This window comes from Streptomyces phaeochromogenes (assembly GCF_001418655.1).
GTDB classification, from domain to species: domain Bacteria; phylum Actinomycetota; class Actinomycetes; order Streptomycetales; family Streptomycetaceae; genus Streptomyces; species Streptomyces phaeochromogenes.
Genome location: NZ_LIQZ01000419.1, coordinates 1 through 18096 on the forward strand (window position 1 = coordinate 1; position 18096 = coordinate 18096).

The window sequence follows — 18096 nt, forward strand, 5'->3', positions numbered from 1 at the left end:
GGGAACTGCGCGGCCGGCACAAACCCACCCGCACCCGACGACCCACCCCGAAAGGTCAGTTCGAACCCGGAGTCACCAACCCCGACTCGTACGCCCGGATGACCGCCTGGACCCGGTCCCGCAAACCCAGCTTGCCCAGGACATTGCTGACGTGAGTCTTCACGGTGTGCTCGCTGACGAAGAGCGTCGTCGCGATCTCCGCGTTGGAGAGGCCGCGGGCCAGCAGCCGCAGGGTCTCCTCCTCGCGAGCGGTGAGAACGTCGAGCCGTACCGTCGAGGGCGGCGGCGTCGAGGCCTCGGCCCGTCGTCGCTGGATGATGTCCGCGACCAGCCGCCGCGTCACCGACGGCGCGAGCAGCGAGTCGCCGGCCGCGACCACGCGTACCGCGTGCACCAGGTCGTCCCGGCGCACGTCCTTCAGCAGGAAGCCGCTGGCGCCCGCGTACAGCGCCTCGTAGACGTACTCGTCGAGGTCGAACGTCGTCAGCATCACCACCCGGCACCCGGACTGCGCGCAGACCAGCCGGGCCGCCTCCAGGCCGTCCATCCGGGGCATGCGGATGTCGAGCAGCAGCACGTCGGGTGTGTGCCGCTGCACCGCGGCCACCGCCTCGACGCCGTCCCCGGCCTCCGCGACCACCTCGATGTCGGGCTGTGCCTCAAGGATCATGCTGAACCCGCTGCGGACCAGCTCCTGGTCGTCGGCGACCACCACGCGGATGCTCATCCCAGGGCCCCCTGCCGGTCGGCGGCCACCGGAAGGCGTACGGCGACCTGGAAACCGCCGTCGGGGCCGGGTCCCGTACGGGCCGTGCCCCCGCAGGCGGCGGCCCGCTCGCGGATCCCGATCAGGCCGTGGCCGGCCCCGCCCCCACTCGCGCTCCCGCCTGCGCCGCGGTCCGTGGGGCCTCGTCCGTCGTCCGTCACCGTGAGCGTCAACTCGTCCTCCGTCCAGTCGAGTTCGACCCGCGCCAGGGAAGCGTACGCGTGCTTCACGGTGTTGGTCAGGGCCTCCTGGACCACGCGGTACGCGGCGACCTCGGTGTCCGGGTGCAGCGGACGCGGCTCGCCGGTGGCGTGCAGCTCGACGCGCAGCCCGGCGGACTCCGCGACCTGCCGGGCCAGGTCGGTCAGGGCCGCCACACCGGGCTGCGGCAACCGGGCGGAAGTGCCGTTGACCGGCTCGTCCTTGAGTACGCCGAGGATCCGTCGCAGCTGGTTCATCGCGTCGCGCCCCGCGGCGGCGATGGCGTCGAACGCCGTCTCCGCGCGCTCGGGATCGCTGCGCACCACCACGGGCCCGGCCTCCGCCTGCACCACCATGAGGCTCACCGCGTGGGCCAGGATGTCGTGCATGTCCCGGGCGATCTGGGCCCGTTCCCGCGCGGCGGCCCGCGCGGTGTCGGCGGCCCGCTCCCGCTCCAGCCGGCGGGCCCGGTCCTCCAGCGCAGCCGTGTACGCCCGCTGGAGACGGGCCAGCATCCCGAACCCGTACGCGCTGATGCAGCTCAGCAACTGGAAGGCGTACTCGAAGGGTTGGGCGCCCTCCTTGTGCATCATGGTCAGCGAGACCCCGGCCAGCCAGCCCACCAGCATGAAGCGCCGCTGCCAGGGCGGGGCGATCGCGGCCATCGTGTAGAGCACGACCAGGCCGCCGTACATCACGTCGGGCGGGGGTGCGTGGTAGACCGCCATGACGGGTGTGAACACCGAGACACCGCAGGCCGCCAGGAACGGCGCCCGCCGCCGCCACACCAGCGGCACCGCCGTTCCGGCGCCCAGCAGGAACCCCTGCCAGGTGAGGCGGTCGTCGCCGTCGTCGGGGAACATCCACTGCAGCGACGCGGCGAACAGCACCAGCGCGGCGAGCGCGGCGTCGACGACGTAGGGGTTGGCCGCGCGCAGGCGGGCGACGGCAGGCGTGATCCAGGACTGGGCTGACACGGACATACGCGGCTCCTCGGGGCAAGGGCCGTCCCAGTATCGGGTGGCCACCGGGCCGCGTCCTCACCGGTGAGAGGGATATCCGACGGCCACGGCCCGTCGGGGACACCGCCCCGCGCGTGGTACTCCTACCGCTCCGGCTGCCACCCCAGCGCCCGCGAGATGCCGCGTGCCGCGAGCCGTACCGCCGGGATCAACGCCGGTGTCTGCGCGTCGCGTTCGGGCACCACGACGGAGACGGCCGCGGTCACCGAGCCGTCCGCCGCGCGGACCGGGGCGGCCACCGACAGGGCGTCGTCGGTGATCTGACGGGTGCTCACCGCGACGCCCGCGTGCCGGACTTCGGCGAGTACGCGGCGCAGGGTGGCTCCGTCCGTGATGGTGTGCGGGGTGAATCCGGCGAGATGCCCGCCGCAGTACGTCTCCTGGAAGGCGGCCTCGCAGTGGGCGAGCAGCGCGAGGCCCACGCCGGTCGCGTGCAGCGGCCAGCGGGCGCCCACCTGGATCTTCACGCCCACGGCCGAACGGCCGGAGATCCACTCTATGTAGACGACCTCGGAGCCGTCCCGGACCGCCAACTGCACGTTCTCGTGGGTGGCTTCGTACAGGTCCTCCAGGTACGGCAGCGCGATCTGCCGCAGGGCGAGACCGCGGGGGGAGAGCGCCGCGATCTCCCACAGGCGCAGGCCCACGTGGTAGATCCCGGACGCGTCGCGCTCCAGGGCGCCCCAGTCGCTGAGCGCGCCCACCAGCCGGTGGGCGGTGGTGAGGGAGAGCCCGGCCCGGCGGCTGATGTCCGTGAGGGAGAGCGCCGGATGGTCGTGGTCGAAGGCGGCGAGCACGGCCAGCAGGCGGTCGGGGGCGGACGGCCCGGTCATCGGCCGGGACCGGTCATGAGTCGGGGCCGGTCATGCGTCGAGTTCGGCTTCGGCGAGCCGCTGCAGCAGCGTGTGCAGGGTGTCCCGCTCGGCCGGGTCGAGGGGCTGGAGGAGGTCGTTCGTCACCCGCAGGCCCGCCTCGTCGGTGTCGCGGAGGAAGGCGCGGCCGTCCTCGGTGAGCACCACGATGCGGCTGCGGCGGTCGTCGGGGGAGGGGCGGCGCTCGGCGAAGCCGAGCTTCTCCAGGTCGTCGACCAGACCGACGATCGCGCTCGGGTCGTAGCCGAGCCGCGAGCTCAGCTCCCGCTGGAGCGCGCCCTCCGAGGTGGCCAGGAACCGCAGCAGCGCGTAGTGCCGCAGTCGCAGCCCCGACTCCTGGAGGAAGGTGTTGAACAGCTGCCCCGACCGCAGTCCCAGCCGGTACAGGAGATAGCCGGTGTCCGAGTGCAGCCCGCGCATCCACGGCTCCTGCGAGTCGATGGCGTCGGGGGGCGTGGCGTGCTGCTGGCCGGCGATGGCGGGCTCCCTGGACCGGGCCCCTGCGGGGCGGTGCGTACCTGTTCCGCACAGCATGCCGCACAGACGAGTCGGCAACAACTATTGACGACAACAATGATTGTCTTTAGCTTCGATCTCGTAAGCTCCGATCTCGTAGCCGTCCTGCCTTCCGCAGGTGATCCGTTTCTCGAAGGGACCGTCGTGCCCAGCATCGATCTCACCGGCAAGGTCGCCGTCGTCACCGGCTCCGGCCGTGGCCTCGGCCTGGCCTATGCGCACGCCCTGGCCGCCGCAGGCGCCTCCGTGGTCGTCAACGACGTGGACGAGGACGTCGCCGAGCAGGCCGTCAAGGCGATCACCGAGGCGGGCGGCACCGCCGTGGCCGAGGTGGTCCCGGTCGGCACCACCGCGGCGGCGGAGCGCCTGGTCAACCGGGCCGTGGAGGAGTTCGGCCGCCTCGACATCCTGGTCACCAACGCGGGCATCCTCCGCGACAAGGTGCTGTGGAAGATGACCGACGAGGACTTCGACGCGGTGATCACCACCCACCTCAAGGGCACCTTCACCTGTGCCCGCGCCGCCGCCGTACGCATGCGTGAGCAGGGCGAGGGCGGCACGCTGATCCTCGTCGGCTCCCCGGCCGGACAGCGCGGCAACTTCGGCCAGACGAACTACGCCGCCGCCAAGGCCGGCATCGCCGCCATGGCTCGTACGTGGTCGATGGAGCTGGGCCGCGCGGGCATCACCGTCAACGCGATCGTGCCGGTCGCCGCGACCGCGATGACCGAGACCATCCCGGCCTTCGCGCCCTACATCGAGGCCATGCGCGGCGGCGAGCCGCTGCCGGAGTTCCTCCGCAAGGGCGAGGGCTTCGGCACCCCCGAGGACTGCGCCGTCCTCGTCCCGTTCCTGGCCTCCGAGGCCGCCCGAGGCGTGACCGGCCAGGCCATCGGCATCGGCGGCGACAAGGTCGCCCTGTGGTCCCACCCCCAGGAGATCAAGGCGGCGTACGCTGACGGTGGCTGGACCCCCGACTCCCTCGCCGACGTCTGGCCGGCCTCACTGGGCGCCGAGCCGCAGTCGGTCGGCATCCCCGCCCCGAAGTTCCCGGAGGCGTGATCCATGACGAACATCGATGTCGAGGAACTCGTCGCGATCGACGTCCACACCCACGCCGAGGTCTCCTCCAAGGGCACCTCTTCCCTGGACGACGACCTGCACGAGGCCTCCAGCGCGTACTTCAAGGTCGAGGGCAACCGGAAGCCGACCCTGGAGGAGACGGCCGCCTACTACCGCGAGCGGAAGATGGCCGCCGTGATCTTCACGGTCGACGCCGAGTCCGCCACCGGCACCGCGCCCGTCCCGAACGAGGAGGTAGCCGAGGCTGCCGCCGCCAACGCGGACGTACTGATCCCCTTCGCCTCCATCGACCCCTTCCGCGGCAGGGCGGGCGTCAAGCAGGCCCGCCGTCTGGTCGAGGAGTACGGGGTGAAGGGCTTCAAGTTCCACCCCAGCATCCAGGGCTTCTTCCCCAACGACAGGTCGGTCGCGTACGAGCTGTACGAGGTGATCGAGGAGACCGGCACCATCGCCCTCTTCCACACCGGGCAGACGGGCATCGGCGCTGGCGTCCCGGGCGGCGGCGGGATCAGGCTCAAGTACTCCAACCCGCTGCACGTGGACGACGTGGCCGCGGACTTCCCGCACCTCAAGATCATTCTGGCGCACCCGTCCTTCCCCTGGCAGGACGAGGCCCTCGCGGTCGCCACCCACAAGCCGGGCGTCCACATCGACCTGTCCGGCTGGTCGCCTAAGTACTTCCCGCCGCGGCTCGTGCAGTACGCGAACACCCTGCTCAAGGACAAGGTGCTGTTCGGTTCCGACTACCCGGTCCTCACCCCGGACCGGTGGATGGCCGACTTCGCGAAGCTCTCCATCAAGGACGAGGTCAGGCCGAAGATCCTCAAGGAGAACGCGGCCCGGCTGCTCGGGCTGACGAAGCCATAAGGGCAGCCATGTGCGACGAAGGACAGGGGCACCCCATGTGCGACGAAGGACAGGGGCACGGACATGCGCAATGAGGGACTGGGGTCGTGGCCCGCACGCCGGGCTCGCAAGACCCCGCACCGCACCGCCCTGATCCACGGCGACACGACTCTCACGTACGCCGGGCTGTACGAGCGCACCACCCGCCTCGCGCACGCCCTGCGCGACTCCGGGGTGCGTCGCGGCGACCGGATCGCCTACCTCGGCCCGAACCACCCCTCCTACCTGGAGACACTGTTCGCCGCGGGCACCCTCGGGGCGGTCTTCGTACCGCTCAACACCCGCCTCGCGGCACCCGAACTCGCCTACCAACTCACGGACTCCGGCGCGAAGGCCCTCGTGTACGGGCCCACGTTCGCCGGCCTGGTCGCGGGGCTGCCGGGCAACAGTGACGTGCGTACGTACGTCGAAGTGGGCGCCGAATACGACCAGTTGCTGGGCGCGGCCTCCGGCGAGGCGATCGACGAACCCGTCACCGCCGACGACACCTGCATCATCATGTACACCTCGGGGACGACGGGCCGGCCCAAGGGCGCGATGCTCACCCACGGCAACCTGACGTGGAACGCGGTCAACGTCCTGGTCGACCAGGACCTGATCGCCGACGAACGCGCCCTGGTCTCAGCCCCGTTGTTCCACACGGCCGGGCTGAACATGCTGACCCTGCCGGTCCTCCTCAAGGGCGGTACCTGCGTCCTGGTCGAGGCCTTCGACCCGGCGGCCACCTTCGACCTGATCGAACGGCACCGGATCACCTTCATGTTCGGCGTGCCCACCATGTTCGAGCACGTGGCCCGCCATCCGCGCTGGGCCGACGCCGACCTGTCCTCCCTGCGGATGCTCAGCTGCGGCGGCTCACCCGTGCCGACCCCGCTCATCGCCGCCTACCAGGAGCGGGGTCTCACCTTCCTCCAGGGCTACGGCATGACCGAGGCCTCGCCGGGCGTGCTCTTCCTCGACGCCGAGCACGCGGTCACCAAGGCGGGTTCGGCGGGCGTGCCGCACTTCTTCAGCGACGTCCGTGTCGTACGGCCCGACCTCGCCCCCGCCGAGACAGGCGAGACCGGGGAAGTGGTCGTACGCGGGCCGCATGTCATGCCCGGCTACTGGGGGCTGCCCGACGAGACCGCGGCCGTGTTCCACGACGGCTGGTTCCGCAGCGGGGACGCCGCCCGGATCGACGAGGACGGCTATGTCACCATCGTCGACCGCATCAAGGACATGATCATCTCCGGCGGCGAGAACATCTACCCCGCCGAGATCGAGGACCAGCTCCTCGCCCATCCCGACATCGTCGAGTGCGCGGTCATCGGCGTGCCCGACGAGAAGTGGGGCGAGGTGCCGCGCGCGGTCGTCGTGCCCCGCGAGGACGTCGCGCTCGACCCCGACGAGGTCCTCGCGTCCCTCGCCGGACGCCTCGCCAAGTACAAGATCCCCAAGTCGGTGGTGCTCGCGGACGAACTGCCGCGCACCGCCTCCGGCAAGCTCCTCAAGTCCCGTGTCCGCAAGCGGTACGGCACCAACTCCCAGTCGAAGGAAGACATATGAGCATCACCGCGAACGGCATCGACGAGCTGAAGAAGCTCGCCGGCAGTGACCTCGGCACCAGTGAGTGGATCGAGGTCACCCAGGAGCGCATCAACACGTTCGCCGACGCCACGGGTGACCACCAGTGGATCCATGTCGACGAGGAGAAGGCCAAGGAGGGCCCGTTCGGCGCTCCCATCGCGCACGGCTATCTCACGCTCTCCCTCTTCATCCCGCTCTTCACCGAGCTGCTGGACGTCCAGGGCGTCACCACGAAGGTCAACTACGGCCTCAACAAGGTGCGTTTCCCCTCACCGGTGAAGGTCGGCTCCCGCATTCGCCTCGTCGGAAAGCTGACGGACGTCGAGGACGTACCGGGCGGTGTGCAGATCACGGTCGACGGCACGATCGAGATCGAGGGCGCGCCCAAGCCCGCGGCCGTGCTCCAGAGCCTGTCCCGCTTCTACGCGTGAGCGCTCCGCTGTGAGCGCCATTTCGTCTGCGGGTTCGTCATGGCTGGTCGCGCAGTTCCCCGCGCCCCTATGGGGAGCGAACCGGCACCAGGTCGAGAAGGCGTTCCGCCGACTCCTTCGCGAGGGGGGTCAGGCGCGTGTACACCGTGCGGAATGTCTTCTCGGCCTGTTCGGCGGGCCAGTCGTCGGGCAGGTGTTTGACCGGCAGGCGCGGGTCCCGGCGGACGACCTGCAGCCACTCCGTCGACAGGCGCAGCCGCAGGGCGAGCGCCTCGTCGGCGGCGGGCTCCGTCGTCTCCCAGTGCTGCCAGCGGCGCACGAACGCCTCGTAGCGTGTGGCCAGTTCGCCCAGTGCCCAGGTCTCCTCGATCATGGCGCCGATGTCCATGCCCGCGTCCGCGTGGGCCCGGAAGATCTTCACATGGGCGGACAGACCGAGCTCGGTGACGAGGGCGGAGACGTCGGCCTCGCCGGGTGCGATCCACAGCCCGCCGAACAGCGGGCCGAAGCCGCTCCAGGTCAACTGCGCGCGCAGATCGTGCCGTTGACGCTGCCAGGACTCCGGCAGCGAGAAGCCGAGCAGCGTCCAGGAGCCGTCCCACTGCCGGTTGACGGCACCGTCCTCCCAGATCCGCTGCTCGCCGTCCCGGAGCACGGACTCCGAGCGCTCGGTCAGCCCGAAGTACATACGGCGTCCCTCGCGCTGCCGCCTGAGCAGATCGCGGCCCACCATGCGCGTCAGCGTCGAGCGGGTCGCGTGCTCGCCGACGCCCGCGCGCCCGAAGACGTCGATGACGCTCCCCGAGTACACGCAGACGTCACGGCCGAGCACCTGGTCACCCAGGAACGACAGCATGAGGGACTGGGGCCGCAGCGCCTCGTCAGTGGTCACCGGCCCACGGTACGCCCGTGGATCAGCTCGTGACCAGGTAGTACGGGCGCACCGGCCGTCCCAGTACACGCAGCCCCCGGACCGGCCTCACCGGTGGCCGGCGACCTCCACGAACACGGGGTTGGAGTAGAACCACGTGTCGAGCCACGGATCCCCGTCGCCCGGCTCGTGCGGGATCGGCCCGTGCGGGTCGACCGAGGCGCCGAGGTATCCGGCGCCGTGCCGGTTGCCGTCGCTGCCGCGCAGCCGCACGTAGAAGGACTCGTCCCCGGCGGTCAGCGGGATGCGCAGGGTGTACGTGCCCTTGCGGCCGGAGACGTCCGCCGTGTGCACGACCTTGGTGGCCGGCGCCCGCCAGTCGTCCCGGTCGGCCGACGGACCGCGCACCGCGCCGCGGATGACGTCCACGTGGGCCAGCTCGGGCAGGATGTCGTGCGGGTTGGGCCGCGAGGCCGTCGTCACGGTCACGTTCAGGGTGAGCTTCTCGCCCTTGCGGACCCGCAGCCGACTGCCCAGCGTGACGCCCCGGCCGTGGTCGCAGTCCCGCTTCAGCCGTACGTCGAGACCGTCGAGCAGATGCCCGTGGTCGAGCCAGACCCGGCCCGCGCGCAGGCCCGCCATCACCGCGCGGTAGCCGTAGCGCGTCACGCCGACGTGCGTGCGGCTGAACTGGCCGGGCCAGAAGTCGCCGCCCGGCTGTGGCTCGGTCGTGTTGACCGGGTCGGGCAGCCGGCCCGTGTTGTCGAAGTTCTGCCCCGGCAGCCAGTCGCCGTTCTTCCAGGTGTCGAACACCACCCGGTGCACATCGGAGTTGGTGGTGATCGTGAACAGCTTGCCCTCGGAGAGCATGGCGTCCCACATGCCGCCGACGGTCGCCGTCATCCAGTCGAAGCCGCCGTACGTGAGGTACGAGTCCGTCGGATAGGCGGGCCAGGAGTCCGCCGACGGCTTGTTCTCGTACTCGCCGCGTATCGACGTCGGACCGCGCCAGCCGGGGATGGCGCCGCCCTGCGCACCCGGCGCGCCCTCCATGCCGATCATGATCTCGGGGGCCGCGTCCCGCCAGCCCCGCATCTCGTGCGGGGAGTCGATGCCCAGGCGCATCGGGTGGTTGGCGAAGACCAGCACGTCGTCCACGTAGCCCGAACGGCGTTGCGCGGCAAGCCACTTGATGGCCTTGACGGCGTGCGCCTCGTTGCGCGGGGTGTCGGGGTGGGTGGGGCCGCCCGCCGTGTAGCCGAGCAGCTTGCCGTCGTAGGCCAGCTCGAACCGCGTGAGCAGGTCCACCTCGTGGCGGCCGGGCGCCGCGAAGATCGTGCAGTGCTCGGCGCCCGGGATGTACCACTCCAGGCCCTGGAAGATCAGCTGACGCGGGTTCGCCGCACGGGCCTTGAGGATCTCCTCGTGCTCCAGCTTCGCCCCGTACTGGGCGTGCCCGAAGTTGGAGTGCTCGTTGAACACCATCCAGTCGAGCCCGTACTTGGCGCTGGCCTGCGCCAGTTGGGAGAACGTGTACTTCGCGTCGTGGCTGTAGACGGAGTGCACGTGGTGGTCGCCGACGAGGTAGGCGAGGCGCGGGTCGTTGCCGCCGAAGCCATTCGCGCTCGCCACGGCGGGCGTCGCCAGCGACCCGGCGGCGAAGGCGGCGCCGAACAGGCCCGCGCGGCGCATGAGCTGACGTCGTGACACGCCCTGCGCGTCGAGGGCGGCGGGGGAGACGGACGGATCTGCCCAGGCGGGCAGCTGCTGCTCGGTCATGGTCTGGGGAGTCCCTCGGAGTTCGATGGATCAGTGGTTCATGAACGACGTGACGGGCAGGGCGCGTTCGACGATCCGCACGTCACCGAGCCGTCCGTGCAGGATCTGGTCGATCTTCCCGGCGTACTCGTAGCCGCCGAGGATCCAGGGCAGCCCGACCGAGGTGATGCCGACGGACGACGCCTTCGGGTTGCGCACCACCGGGCAGCCCTGCACATACAGGGTGGTGTGCCTTCCGTCGTTGACGACGGCGAGGTGCCACCACGTCTCCAGCGGTGTCTCCTGGCCCCAGTTGGTCGCGATTCCCTGCTGGTTGAGGGGCCGCATGGCCCACTGGGGCTCGCGGTCGTTCGACAGCGACAGCGTGGCGATGGGCTCGTCCGGGTCGTCGTCGGTCTTGCCCGCGGCACCGCCCGTACCGGTGCGGCCGAGCAGCCCGGCCCACGCGTCACGCCCGGGATCCCAGTCGGCGGGCAGCCGGTAGAAGGCCTCGATGGTGTAACCCGCCTTGAAGGTGGCCGAGTTGAGCGGCGCGCCGTCGACCGTCCGCAGGTACGCGCCCTTCAGCGGGGGCTTGCCGCCGTGGAAGTCCAGGCTGCCGTGGCCCGGCTGGTCCGGGTGGTGGTCCGACGACCAGGTGAGCGAGCCGCCCGCGACCGTGACCAGGGAGAGGTCGTTGCCGCGCCCGGACGCGTCGCGGACCGTGCCGGTCACGGCGGCCCCGTCGGACTTCCCGTCGAAGCGCCAGTACGCGACCGTGCCCGGTATCAGCATCTTCGACGCGGGACGCGCCGGGCGCGTGGGCACCGGGGCGAAGCCGGCGAAGCGCTCCTCGAAGTCGATCCCGACCGAGAACCGGTCGGCGTCACCGCTGAGTTCGCTCTCCTGGCGCTCCAGCTCGTTGAGCCCCTTCGCGGCCCGGCCGAGGATCCACGGCGACACCGTCTCCACGTCCACGGTGTTCCGGTCGAGGTCGAAGCGGTAGAGGCGGATCATCGCCGCGCCGCCGAAGTAACGGTTCTGATAGTTCGTCAGGTGCAGGTGGACGTCATGTCCCGCCGCGTTCTTGCGCGTTGCCCTGGCCGCGGGCCAGTAGTGGCCGTTGAGGGTGAGGAAGATCTGGTCGTGGTCCTCGATGAGCCGGTCCCACAGCTGCTGCCCGTACGAGGAGAGCGAGTCGTCCTGGTCGACCAGTTCGTGCGTCGTCAGGATCACCGGAGTCCTCGGGTGCCGGGCGATGACGTCCTCGGCCCACGCGAAGCCCTTCGCCGACAGCCGCCAGTCCAGCGCGAGCACCATCCACTCCCGCCCGGCGGCCCGGAAGAGGTGGAAGGTGTTGTACCCGTCCGGGGAGGCGCCCCCGTACGTGGACCTGCCCCTGAAGCGGTCCGGGCCGAAGACGTCCAGGTACGGGCTCGGGCCGCGCTGGTCGTCCGTCGACGACTTCACGTCGTGGTTGCCCGCCAGGACGCTGTAGCCGACGCCCTGCCGGTCGAGCAGCCGGAAGGCGTCGCCGATCGCCGCGCACTCCGCCTTCGCGCCGTTCTGCGTCAGGTCGCCGAGGTGGGACAGGAACACGATGTTCTCGTCGCGCCCGTGCTCCAGCAGATAGCGCAGGGATGCCTCGACGGGCGCCTTGTCGATGCTGGGCCCGTCGAAGAGGTACTGCGTGTCGGGCATCACGGCGAGCGTGAAGCGGCGGCTGTCGGGGTCGGGTCTCCAACGGGCCTTCGAGCCCGGCACCGCCTGTGTGGTGGCCGCCGGCAGCGCGACCGCCGCCGTGGCCACGCCGATCAGCGCGGTCGCCCGCAGGAAGTTCCGTCGCCCGGCGCCGGCCTGCTCGGCCTCGCAGAGGGTCTGGTCGTGCTCATGCGAAGTACACACGTCTGCTCCGTGAAAGGGGGATGCGTGGCTTGCGGAAACGGGGGTCAGAGCACGCGCAGAGTCCACGCCCAGCGGTGGGTGCCCGGCGCGACTAGGTACTCGGCGGTGGTGTCGGGCCCGCACGACGCCGTGCCGAGCCCTCGGTGCGCGGCGTCGAGGTGCACGACACAGCCGGGCCGCGGCACCAGCTCGTCGTGGTGCGCGGCAGCCGCCAGATCCTCGGCCCGGTACCGGTTGACGGAGACCTGCCCCGGCGCCCCGAGCTCCACGGTCAGCCCCGTGGCGTCCGGCGCCGACAGCGTGAACCGCCGCACACCGTGCCGGCCGCCGCTCTCCTGGGGCCGCAGATAAGGGGTGAACAGCTCGTCCACCGGGAGCGAGTGGTGCCCGACGGGCGCGCCCGTGCTCCGGTCCGGGTAGGACTCCCAGGGGCCCTGCCCGTACCAGTCCAGGACATCGAGCCCGGCGACCGTCTCGAAGACCGTGCCGACGCGGGCCACGTCGTCGAGGCCCTCCGGCAGTTCGGCCGACTCCTCGACCCGGAGGCCGCCGGCGACCGGGGTGAACACCTGCTCGTGGCGGACGGGCCCGGCCCCGGTCGCGTACTCGGCGACCACGACGACCCGGGAGTCCTCCTCCCGCACGTCCACGACCTTGCGTACGAGCTCGTCGAGGCCCCAGTCGCGCCAGCGGGCCGCCATGCCGCCCAGTTCGTCGTTGTCGGTGGGCGCCCGCCACAGCGAGAGCACGGGTGCGGCGGTCAGCAGGGGATGGATGAGCAGCGCGTCCGCGTCCAGCGTGACGGCCGGACCGGACGCGGGCTCCGGCGTCGGGTCGGCGACGGCCGCGCCCAGCCGGACCTGCGGCAGACACACCTCGGTGCCGAGCGGCGCCCAGGCCTCGTCGTCCGCGGTGACGACCCGCAGCGTCAGCCAGGACTCGCCCTCCGGAACGGGGAACGGCAGCGGCTCCGCCGCGGACTCGCCCGGCAGTACGTCGGGCAGCTCGGCCGGTGCCGTCACCGTGGTGCCGTCCGCGAGGACCAGGCGCCACTCGGCGGCCAGCCATTCCAGGTCCCGGAAGTGCTGCCGGTTGTGGACCAGGAGGACGCCCTGGTCATAGCTGAGGCGGACCGGTGCCGCGATCTCGCGGTGCTCGTACACCACGGGCTTGGGCGTGCGGTCCGGGAACACCACGCCGTCGGCGATGAACGCCCCGTCGTGGATGGTCTCGCCGAAGTCGCCGCCGTAGGCCCAGCGATGGCCGGGCGCGGCGACTCCGTGCTCGTACAGCCCGGCGCCCCCACGCCCGGCAGGTCTTCCGTCGTTCACACGCTGGAGAATGCCGTGGTCCCAGAACTCCCAGATGAAGCCGCCCTGAAGACCTGGGGTGGACTCGATGGCGGCCCAGGTGTCGGCGAGCGTTCCGTTGCTGTTGCCCATGGCGTGCGAGTACTCGCACTGGATGAGCGGCATGGTCTGCTTCCCCGACCGGGCGTGCGCGACACAGTCCTCGATCGGCGCGTACATCGGGCAGACGATGTCGGACGCGGTCGTCGGATCCGCCCAGTCGAGCTTGGCCGCGCCCTCGTACTGGATCGGGCGGGTCGGGTCGTGGCGCCGGACCCAGCCCGCCGCCGCGTCGTGGTTGGCGCCGTAGTCGGACTCGTTGCCGAGCGACCAGATGATGACCGACGGGTGGTTCTTGTCGCGCAGTACCATGCGCGAGACCCGGTCCACGAAGGCGGGCAGATAGCGGGGGTCGTCGGCGATCTCGTGGGCGTGGTCGTGGGACTCGATGTTCGCCTCGTCCACGACGTAGAAGCCCAGTTCGTCGGCGAGGTCGTACAGCGTCGGGTCGTTCGGGTAGTGGGCGGTGCGGATCGCGTTGAAGCCGAAGCGCTTCATGACGACCAGGTCCGCGCGCATGTCGTCCGCGGTGACCGTGCGCCCGGTCAGCGGGTGGAAGTCGTGCCGGTTCACGCCCCGGATGTAGACGCGCTCGCCGTTGACCAGCAGGTCCCGGCCGCGGATCTCGACGTCCCGGAACCCGACCCGGTGGTGCGAGGTGTCGGCGACCGTACCGTCGGCCCGGTGCAGACGCACGGTCAGGTCGTACAGCTCGGGCGTCTCGGCGGTCCACGGCCACACGTTCTCGACGGTGACCCGCAGCCGCGCCTCGCCCAGGAAGTCGGACACCCGCATGTCCTCGGCGTTGAAACGGTCGAACTCGGTGTCCTGGGCGAGGAGTTGATCCTCCAGTGCCCCGGTGACGTACCACCCCCGCGGCAGCGGTCCCGCCGCGTCGCGCACCTGGCAGTCGACCCGGAGCCGCCCGTCCCGCCGGGCCCGTACGGTCACGTCCGCGAGATGCAGCGGATCGGTCGCGTACAGCAGCACCGAGCGGGTGATCCCGGCGTGCCACCACTGGTCCTGGTCCTCGATGTGCGAGGCGTCGGACCACTTGACGACGGTGAACCGGACGGTCGCCGGGTCCCCGGGGCGTACGACGTCGGAGAGGTCGAACTCGGCCGCGAGGTGGGAGTCCTTGGAGATGCCGACCGGTTTGCCGTTCACATGGACCAGGAGCACGCTCTCGGCCGCGCCGACCTGGAGCACGATCCGGCGTCCGGCCCACTCGGCGGGGATGTCGACGGAACGCTCGTATATGCCCGTCGGGTTGGCGGCGGGCGAGGCGGGCGGGAACTCGCCCCACGGCATCTGCGCGTTGGTGTACTGCGGCAGGTCGTCGCCGCTCTGCGTGGTCCAGGTGCCCGGCACCTCGGTCCGGGTCCACTCGCCCGAGCAGCCCATGGGCGAGGGCAGCAGCTGGAAGTGCCAGGAGCCGTCCAGGGACAGCGCACCGGGGCGCCGGTCCACCGCGTTCATGGCCAGCCGCCCCCAGGAGGTCACCTCCGGTGCCTCCCAGGGGCGCAGGGCGATCAGGTGATCGCGTCGCATCAGCGAATGGCTCCCTTGCCGAGATCCGCGATGATCTGCTTGGCGCCGATCGCGAAGACGATCAGCAGCGGGATGAGGGCCAGTACCGCACCCGTCATGACCATCCCGTAGTCCGTGGTGCCGTGGACGCCGTTGAGCTGCGACAGCGCGACCTGGAGGGTCACGTTGTCCGGGTTGGTGAGGGCGATCAACGGCCAGGCGTAGTCGTTCCACTGGCCCATGAAGGTGAAGATGCCGAGGAAGGCGAGACCGGGCCGCACGACCGGCAGCGCCACGTGCCAGTACTGGCGCATGAAGCTGGCCCCGTCGAGCTTGGAGGCGTCGAGCAGCTCGTCGTGGATCGCGCTCTTCATGTACTGCCGCATCCAGAAGATGCCGAACGCGTTCGCGGCGGCCGGCACGACCAGCGAGGTCATCGAGCCGATCCAGCCGAGCTTCGCCATGATCACGAACTGCGGGATGGCCTGCAGCTGCGCCGGCACCATGAAGATCATCATCATCATGGCGAACAGCACCCCCCGGCCCGGGAAGCTGAACTTCGCGAAGACGAACGCGGCCAGCGAGTCGAAGAAGAGCACGAGGACCGTCACCGTGGTGGCGACGAGCAGCGAGTTGAACATCGACCCGAAGAAGTCGATGCTGTCGAAGAGCTTGCTGAGGTTGTCGCCGAGGTGCGAGCCGGGCAGCAGCTTCGGCGGGTAGGAGAAGATCTCGGTCGACGAGTGCGTCGACATGATCACGGCCCAGTAGAACGGGAACGCGGAGAGCAGCACGCCGAGGATCAGCGAGGCGTGGAGGGCGATGCCCCTGCGCCGGGTGCCGTCGATGCGCTTGTTCTTGCCGTGCCTGGCCTTGCCGGGCTCGGACTCGGTGGGCTTGACATCGGTGATTGTCATGGTGACGGGCCTCCCTAGTCCTCGCCCCGGCGCTGCACCAAGCGCCAGTTGATGATCGAGAAGATGACGACGACGAGGAAGATGCCCCAGGCCACGGCGGCGCCGTAGCCGAAGTCGTTGTTGTCGAAGGTCTGCTGGAAGAAGTAGAGGACCATCGTCCGGCCGGCGTGGTCGGGACCGCCCGAGAACGTCGACTCGTTGGCCGTGGTCTGCAGCAGCACCTGGGGTTCGGAGAAGCTCTGCAGTCCGGTGACCGTCGAGATGACGAGGACGAAGAGCAGCACGGGCCGCATCATCGGCAGCGTGATCCGGAAGAAGGTCTGGATGGGCCCGGCCCCGTCCACGCGCGCGGCCTCGTACAGCTCACCGGGGATCGTCTGGAGTCCGGCGAGGAAGATGATCGCGTTGTAGCCGGTCCACTGCCAGGTCATCAGGGTGGCGATGGCGACCTTGATGCCCCACGGGGTGTTCAGCCAGGCCACCTGGTCGAGTCCGACCGCCTGCAACAGGGCGTTGACCAGGCCGAAGTTGGTGGAGAAGACCGAGCCGAAGATGATCGCGACGGCCACCACCGAGGTGACGTTGGGCAGGAAGTAGGCGAAGCGGTAGATCTTCTTGAAGCGGACCGCCGAGTTGAGCATCACGGCCGTCACCATTGCCAGGAAGATCATGGGGAAGGTGGCCAGCGCCCAGATGATGATCGTGTTGCCGATCGAACTCCAGAAGTCGGTGTCCGTCAGCAGGTACTTGTACTGCGACAGCCCGGCGTACTCCATCGAGCCCAGACCGTCCCACCGGTGGAACGACAGATACAGCGAGAAGCCGACCGGGATCAGACCGAAGGCGAGGAAGAGCAGATAGAAGGGGGAGATCGCGGCGTACAGCCGCCAGTAGCTCAGGATGCTCTTCTTGGGGTTGGGGGAGGGTGGCTCCACGGCGGGCGCCGGGGGCTTCTCGACCAGGGGCACGGTAGCCATCAGTAGCTCACCCCCAGGTGGTCCGCGATGCGCCGGCACTTGCTCATGGCGTCCCTCCAGGCCTTCTTGGGGTCCTTGCCGAGGACGCCGACGTTCTTGATCTCGTCCTTGATCGGCTGCCCGAGCGCCACGTCGAACGGGCTGTTGAAGGCGACCGGGATCTTCTCCGCGGCCGGCCCGTAGACGTCCATCGTGATCTGGTCGCCGAAGAACGGGTCGGGCTCGCGCAGCTTCTTCATGTCGTACGAGGCGGGGGTCGACGGGAAGAGTCCGGCGTCGACGAAGCCCTGGGCCTGGTTGTCCGCGTTGAGCAGCCAGGTGATGATCTCGAAGGCCTTCTCGGGTTCGCGGCACGCCTTGGTGATCGCCAGGAACGAGCCACCGACGTTGGACGGGCCGCCCGGGCAGTTCGCCACCCGCCACCTGCCCTTGGTCTTCGGGTACTGCAGCTTGAGGTCTCCGGCCGCCCAGGAGGCGTTCAGCTGGCTGGGCAGCCGGCCCTTCTCGGTGGCCGAGATGGAGTCGGGGGTGCCCGTCACGATGTCGGAGACGATCCCGCGCCGCTTGGCCTCCACCGCACGGTCCCAGCAGTCGCGTACGTGCTCGCCGTCGCCGATGAAGTGCTTGTCCCGGTCCACGTACCGGGTGGTCCCCTGGCCGATCGACATCTCGTAGACGCTGCCGACGTCGGTGAGGATGTAGGTGCCGGGGACGCGCTTCTTGAGCTGCTCACCGGCCGCGAAGAACTTGTCCCAGGTGTTCATCTCCGAGGACACATCGTCCGGTTCGTACGCCAGTCCGGCCTTCTCGTAGACCGCCGGCTGGTAGTAATGCACGACCGGGCCCACGTCGATGGGGAAGCCGATGAGGCTGCCGTCCGGTGCGACCGCCTGCTGCCACTTCCAGTCCAGGTACTGGCTCTTGAGCTTCTCGGCGCCGAGGGTCCGCAGATCGATGAACTGGTCGGCGTTCGGCAGATAGGACGCCATGTCCTCGCCCTTGAGCCCCGCGATGTCGGGGATGTGGGCCTGGCCGGTCATCGTGGTGATCAGCTTGGAACGGTAGTAGCCGCCGATCTGGATCGCGTCCAGGTCGACCGACGAGTCGTAGCGCGCCTTGGCCTTCTTGACGACGGTGTCGCTCAGCCCGCCGCTCCAGTACCACAGGACCATGTTCCGGCCGGTCGAGCCGGTCGGTACGGCGCAGCCGGACGCCAGGCCGCCGAGCGCCGTGGCGGCCGTACCGGCCAGACCCGCGCGGAGCAGGCCCCTTCGTGAGAGCCGCACAGCTCCCACCGCCTTTCGGATGTGTTCGGTCTTCGCATCAGGGGAGATCGGGAATGCCGTGGGGGGCGGGTGGGGTC

Annotated in this window: 15 protein-coding genes; 4 read left to right on the forward strand and 11 right to left on the reverse strand. The window is 70.2% G+C overall.

What is annotated here, in order from left to right; translation table 11 throughout:
- Positions 1-55 precede the first annotated feature (55 nt).
- The 4 genes from AOK17_RS41420 to AOK17_RS41435 all read right to left on the reverse strand — a co-directional run bounded on the left by AOK17_RS41420 (position 56) and on the right by AOK17_RS41435 (position 3281).
- Positions 56-727, reverse strand: a complete 672-nt coding sequence (locus AOK17_RS41420; RefSeq protein WP_055617808.1) for a response regulator — start codon at positions 725-727, stop codon at positions 56-58.
- The gene (locus tag AOK17_RS41425) at positions 724-1950 is read right to left on the reverse strand and encodes a sensor histidine kinase (protein WP_055617809.1); all 1227 of its coding nucleotides are present in this window, start codon (positions 1948-1950) and stop codon (positions 724-726) included. The genes AOK17_RS41420 and AOK17_RS41425 overlap by 4 nt, the downstream gene beginning before the upstream one ends.
- Before the next feature lie 122 nt (positions 1951-2072).
- A complete protein-coding gene (locus AOK17_RS41430; protein WP_055617810.1) occupies positions 2073-2822 on the reverse strand; it encodes an IclR family transcriptional regulator in 750 nt (249 codons plus the stop codon).
- A 30-nt stretch (positions 2823-2852) separates the two neighbouring features.
- Entirely contained in the window at positions 2853-3281 is a 429-nt protein-coding gene (locus AOK17_RS41435; RefSeq protein WP_055617811.1) for a MarR family winged helix-turn-helix transcriptional regulator, read from the reverse strand.
- Positions 3282-3521: 240 nt separating this feature from the next.
- Here AOK17_RS41435 and AOK17_RS41440 point away from each other — a divergent pair, with 240 nt between their 5' ends.
- From AOK17_RS41440 to AOK17_RS41455, 4 genes are all read left to right on the forward strand, one after another.
- Positions 3522-4439 carry an SDR family oxidoreductase gene (locus AOK17_RS41440; RefSeq protein WP_055617812.1) on the forward strand — a complete coding sequence of 306 codons (918 nt, stop codon included), beginning with the start codon at positions 3522-3524 and terminating at the stop codon, positions 4437-4439.
- Positions 4440-4442: 3 nt separating this feature from the next.
- The gene (locus tag AOK17_RS41445) at positions 4443-5327 is read left to right on the forward strand and encodes an amidohydrolase family protein (RefSeq protein WP_206190924.1); all 885 of its coding nucleotides are present in this window, start codon (positions 4443-4445) and stop codon (positions 5325-5327) included.
- A gap of 63 nt (positions 5328-5390) precedes the next feature.
- Positions 5391-6914: an acyl-CoA synthetase gene (locus AOK17_RS41450; RefSeq protein ID WP_055617813.1), complete on the forward strand. Its 1524-nt coding sequence runs from the start codon at positions 5391-5393 to the stop codon at positions 6912-6914.
- Positions 6911-7366, forward strand: a complete 456-nt coding sequence (locus tag AOK17_RS41455) for a MaoC family dehydratase (protein ID WP_055617814.1) — start codon at positions 6911-6913, stop codon at positions 7364-7366. Before AOK17_RS41450 ends, AOK17_RS41455 begins: the two co-directional genes overlap by 4 nt.
- Before the next feature lie 67 nt (positions 7367-7433).
- Here AOK17_RS41455 and AOK17_RS41460 read toward each other — a convergent pair whose 3' ends face one another.
- The 7 genes from AOK17_RS41460 to AOK17_RS41490 form a co-directional block, all read right to left on the reverse strand.
- On the reverse strand, positions 7434-8258 hold the full coding sequence (locus AOK17_RS41460; protein ID WP_245697696.1) for a PaaX family transcriptional regulator: 825 nt from the start codon (positions 8256-8258) through the stop codon (positions 7434-7436).
- Positions 8259-8345: 87 nt separating this feature from the next.
- On the reverse strand, positions 8346-10016 hold the full coding sequence (locus AOK17_RS41465; RefSeq protein WP_055617815.1) for a PHP domain-containing protein: 1671 nt from the start codon (positions 10014-10016) through the stop codon (positions 8346-8348).
- Between the two features lie 30 nt (positions 10017-10046).
- Positions 10047-11900, reverse strand: coding sequence for a LamG-like jellyroll fold domain-containing protein (locus AOK17_RS41470; protein WP_055617816.1), 1854 nt, complete (start codon positions 11898-11900; stop codon positions 10047-10049).
- Positions 11901-11944: 44 nt separating this feature from the next.
- Entirely contained in the window at positions 11945-14860 is a 2916-nt protein-coding gene (locus AOK17_RS41475) for a glycoside hydrolase family 2 TIM barrel-domain containing protein (protein WP_055617817.1), read from the reverse strand.
- Positions 14860-15756, reverse strand: a complete 897-nt coding sequence (locus AOK17_RS41480) for a carbohydrate ABC transporter permease (protein ID WP_079053580.1) — start codon at positions 15754-15756, stop codon at positions 14860-14862. Before AOK17_RS41480 ends, AOK17_RS41475 begins: the two co-directional genes overlap by 1 nt.
- Before the next feature lie 14 nt (positions 15757-15770).
- Complete coding sequence (locus tag AOK17_RS41485; protein ID WP_055617818.1) at positions 15771-16733, reverse strand: carbohydrate ABC transporter permease; 963 nt, start codon at positions 16731-16733, stop codon at positions 15771-15773.
- Positions 16733-18019, reverse strand: coding sequence for an extracellular solute-binding protein (locus AOK17_RS41490; protein ID WP_055617819.1), 1287 nt, complete (start codon positions 18017-18019; stop codon positions 16733-16735). The genes AOK17_RS41485 and AOK17_RS41490 overlap by 1 nt, the downstream gene beginning before the upstream one ends.
- Positions 18020-18096 lie beyond the last annotated feature (77 nt).

Coding starts and splice junctions, on each gene's coding strand:
- AOK17_RS41420 (WP_055617808.1), bottom strand. CDS start 727: ATGAGCATCCGCGTGGTGGTCGCCGACGACCAGGAGCTGGTCCGCAGC.
- AOK17_RS41425 (WP_055617809.1), bottom strand. CDS start 1,950: ATGTCCGTGTCAGCCCAGTCCTGGATCACGCCTGCCGTCGCCCGCCTG.
- AOK17_RS41430 (WP_055617810.1), bottom strand. CDS start 2,822: ATGACCGGGCCGTCCGCCCCCGACCGCCTGCTGGCCGTGCTCGCCGCC.
- AOK17_RS41435 (WP_055617811.1), bottom strand. CDS start 3,281: ATGCGCGGGCTGCACTCGGACACCGGCTATCTCCTGTACCGGCTGGGA.
- AOK17_RS41445 (WP_206190924.1), top strand. CDS start 4,443: ATGACGAACATCGATGTCGAGGAACTCGTCGCGATCGACGTCCACACC.
- AOK17_RS41450 (WP_055617813.1), top strand. CDS start 5,391: ATGCGCAATGAGGGACTGGGGTCGTGGCCCGCACGCCGGGCTCGCAAG.
- AOK17_RS41455 (WP_055617814.1), top strand. CDS start 6,911: ATGAGCATCACCGCGAACGGCATCGACGAGCTGAAGAAGCTCGCCGGC.
- AOK17_RS41465 (WP_055617815.1), bottom strand. CDS start 10,016: ATGACCGAGCAGCAGCTGCCCGCCTGGGCAGATCCGTCCGTCTCCCCC.
- AOK17_RS41475 (WP_055617817.1), bottom strand. CDS start 14,860: ATGCGACGCGATCACCTGATCGCCCTGCGCCCCTGGGAGGCACCGGAG.
- AOK17_RS41480 (WP_079053580.1), bottom strand. CDS start 15,756: ATGACAATCACCGATGTCAAGCCCACCGAGTCCGAGCCCGGCAAGGCC.
- AOK17_RS41485 (WP_055617818.1), bottom strand. CDS start 16,733: ATGGCTACCGTGCCCCTGGTCGAGAAGCCCCCGGCGCCCGCCGTGGAG.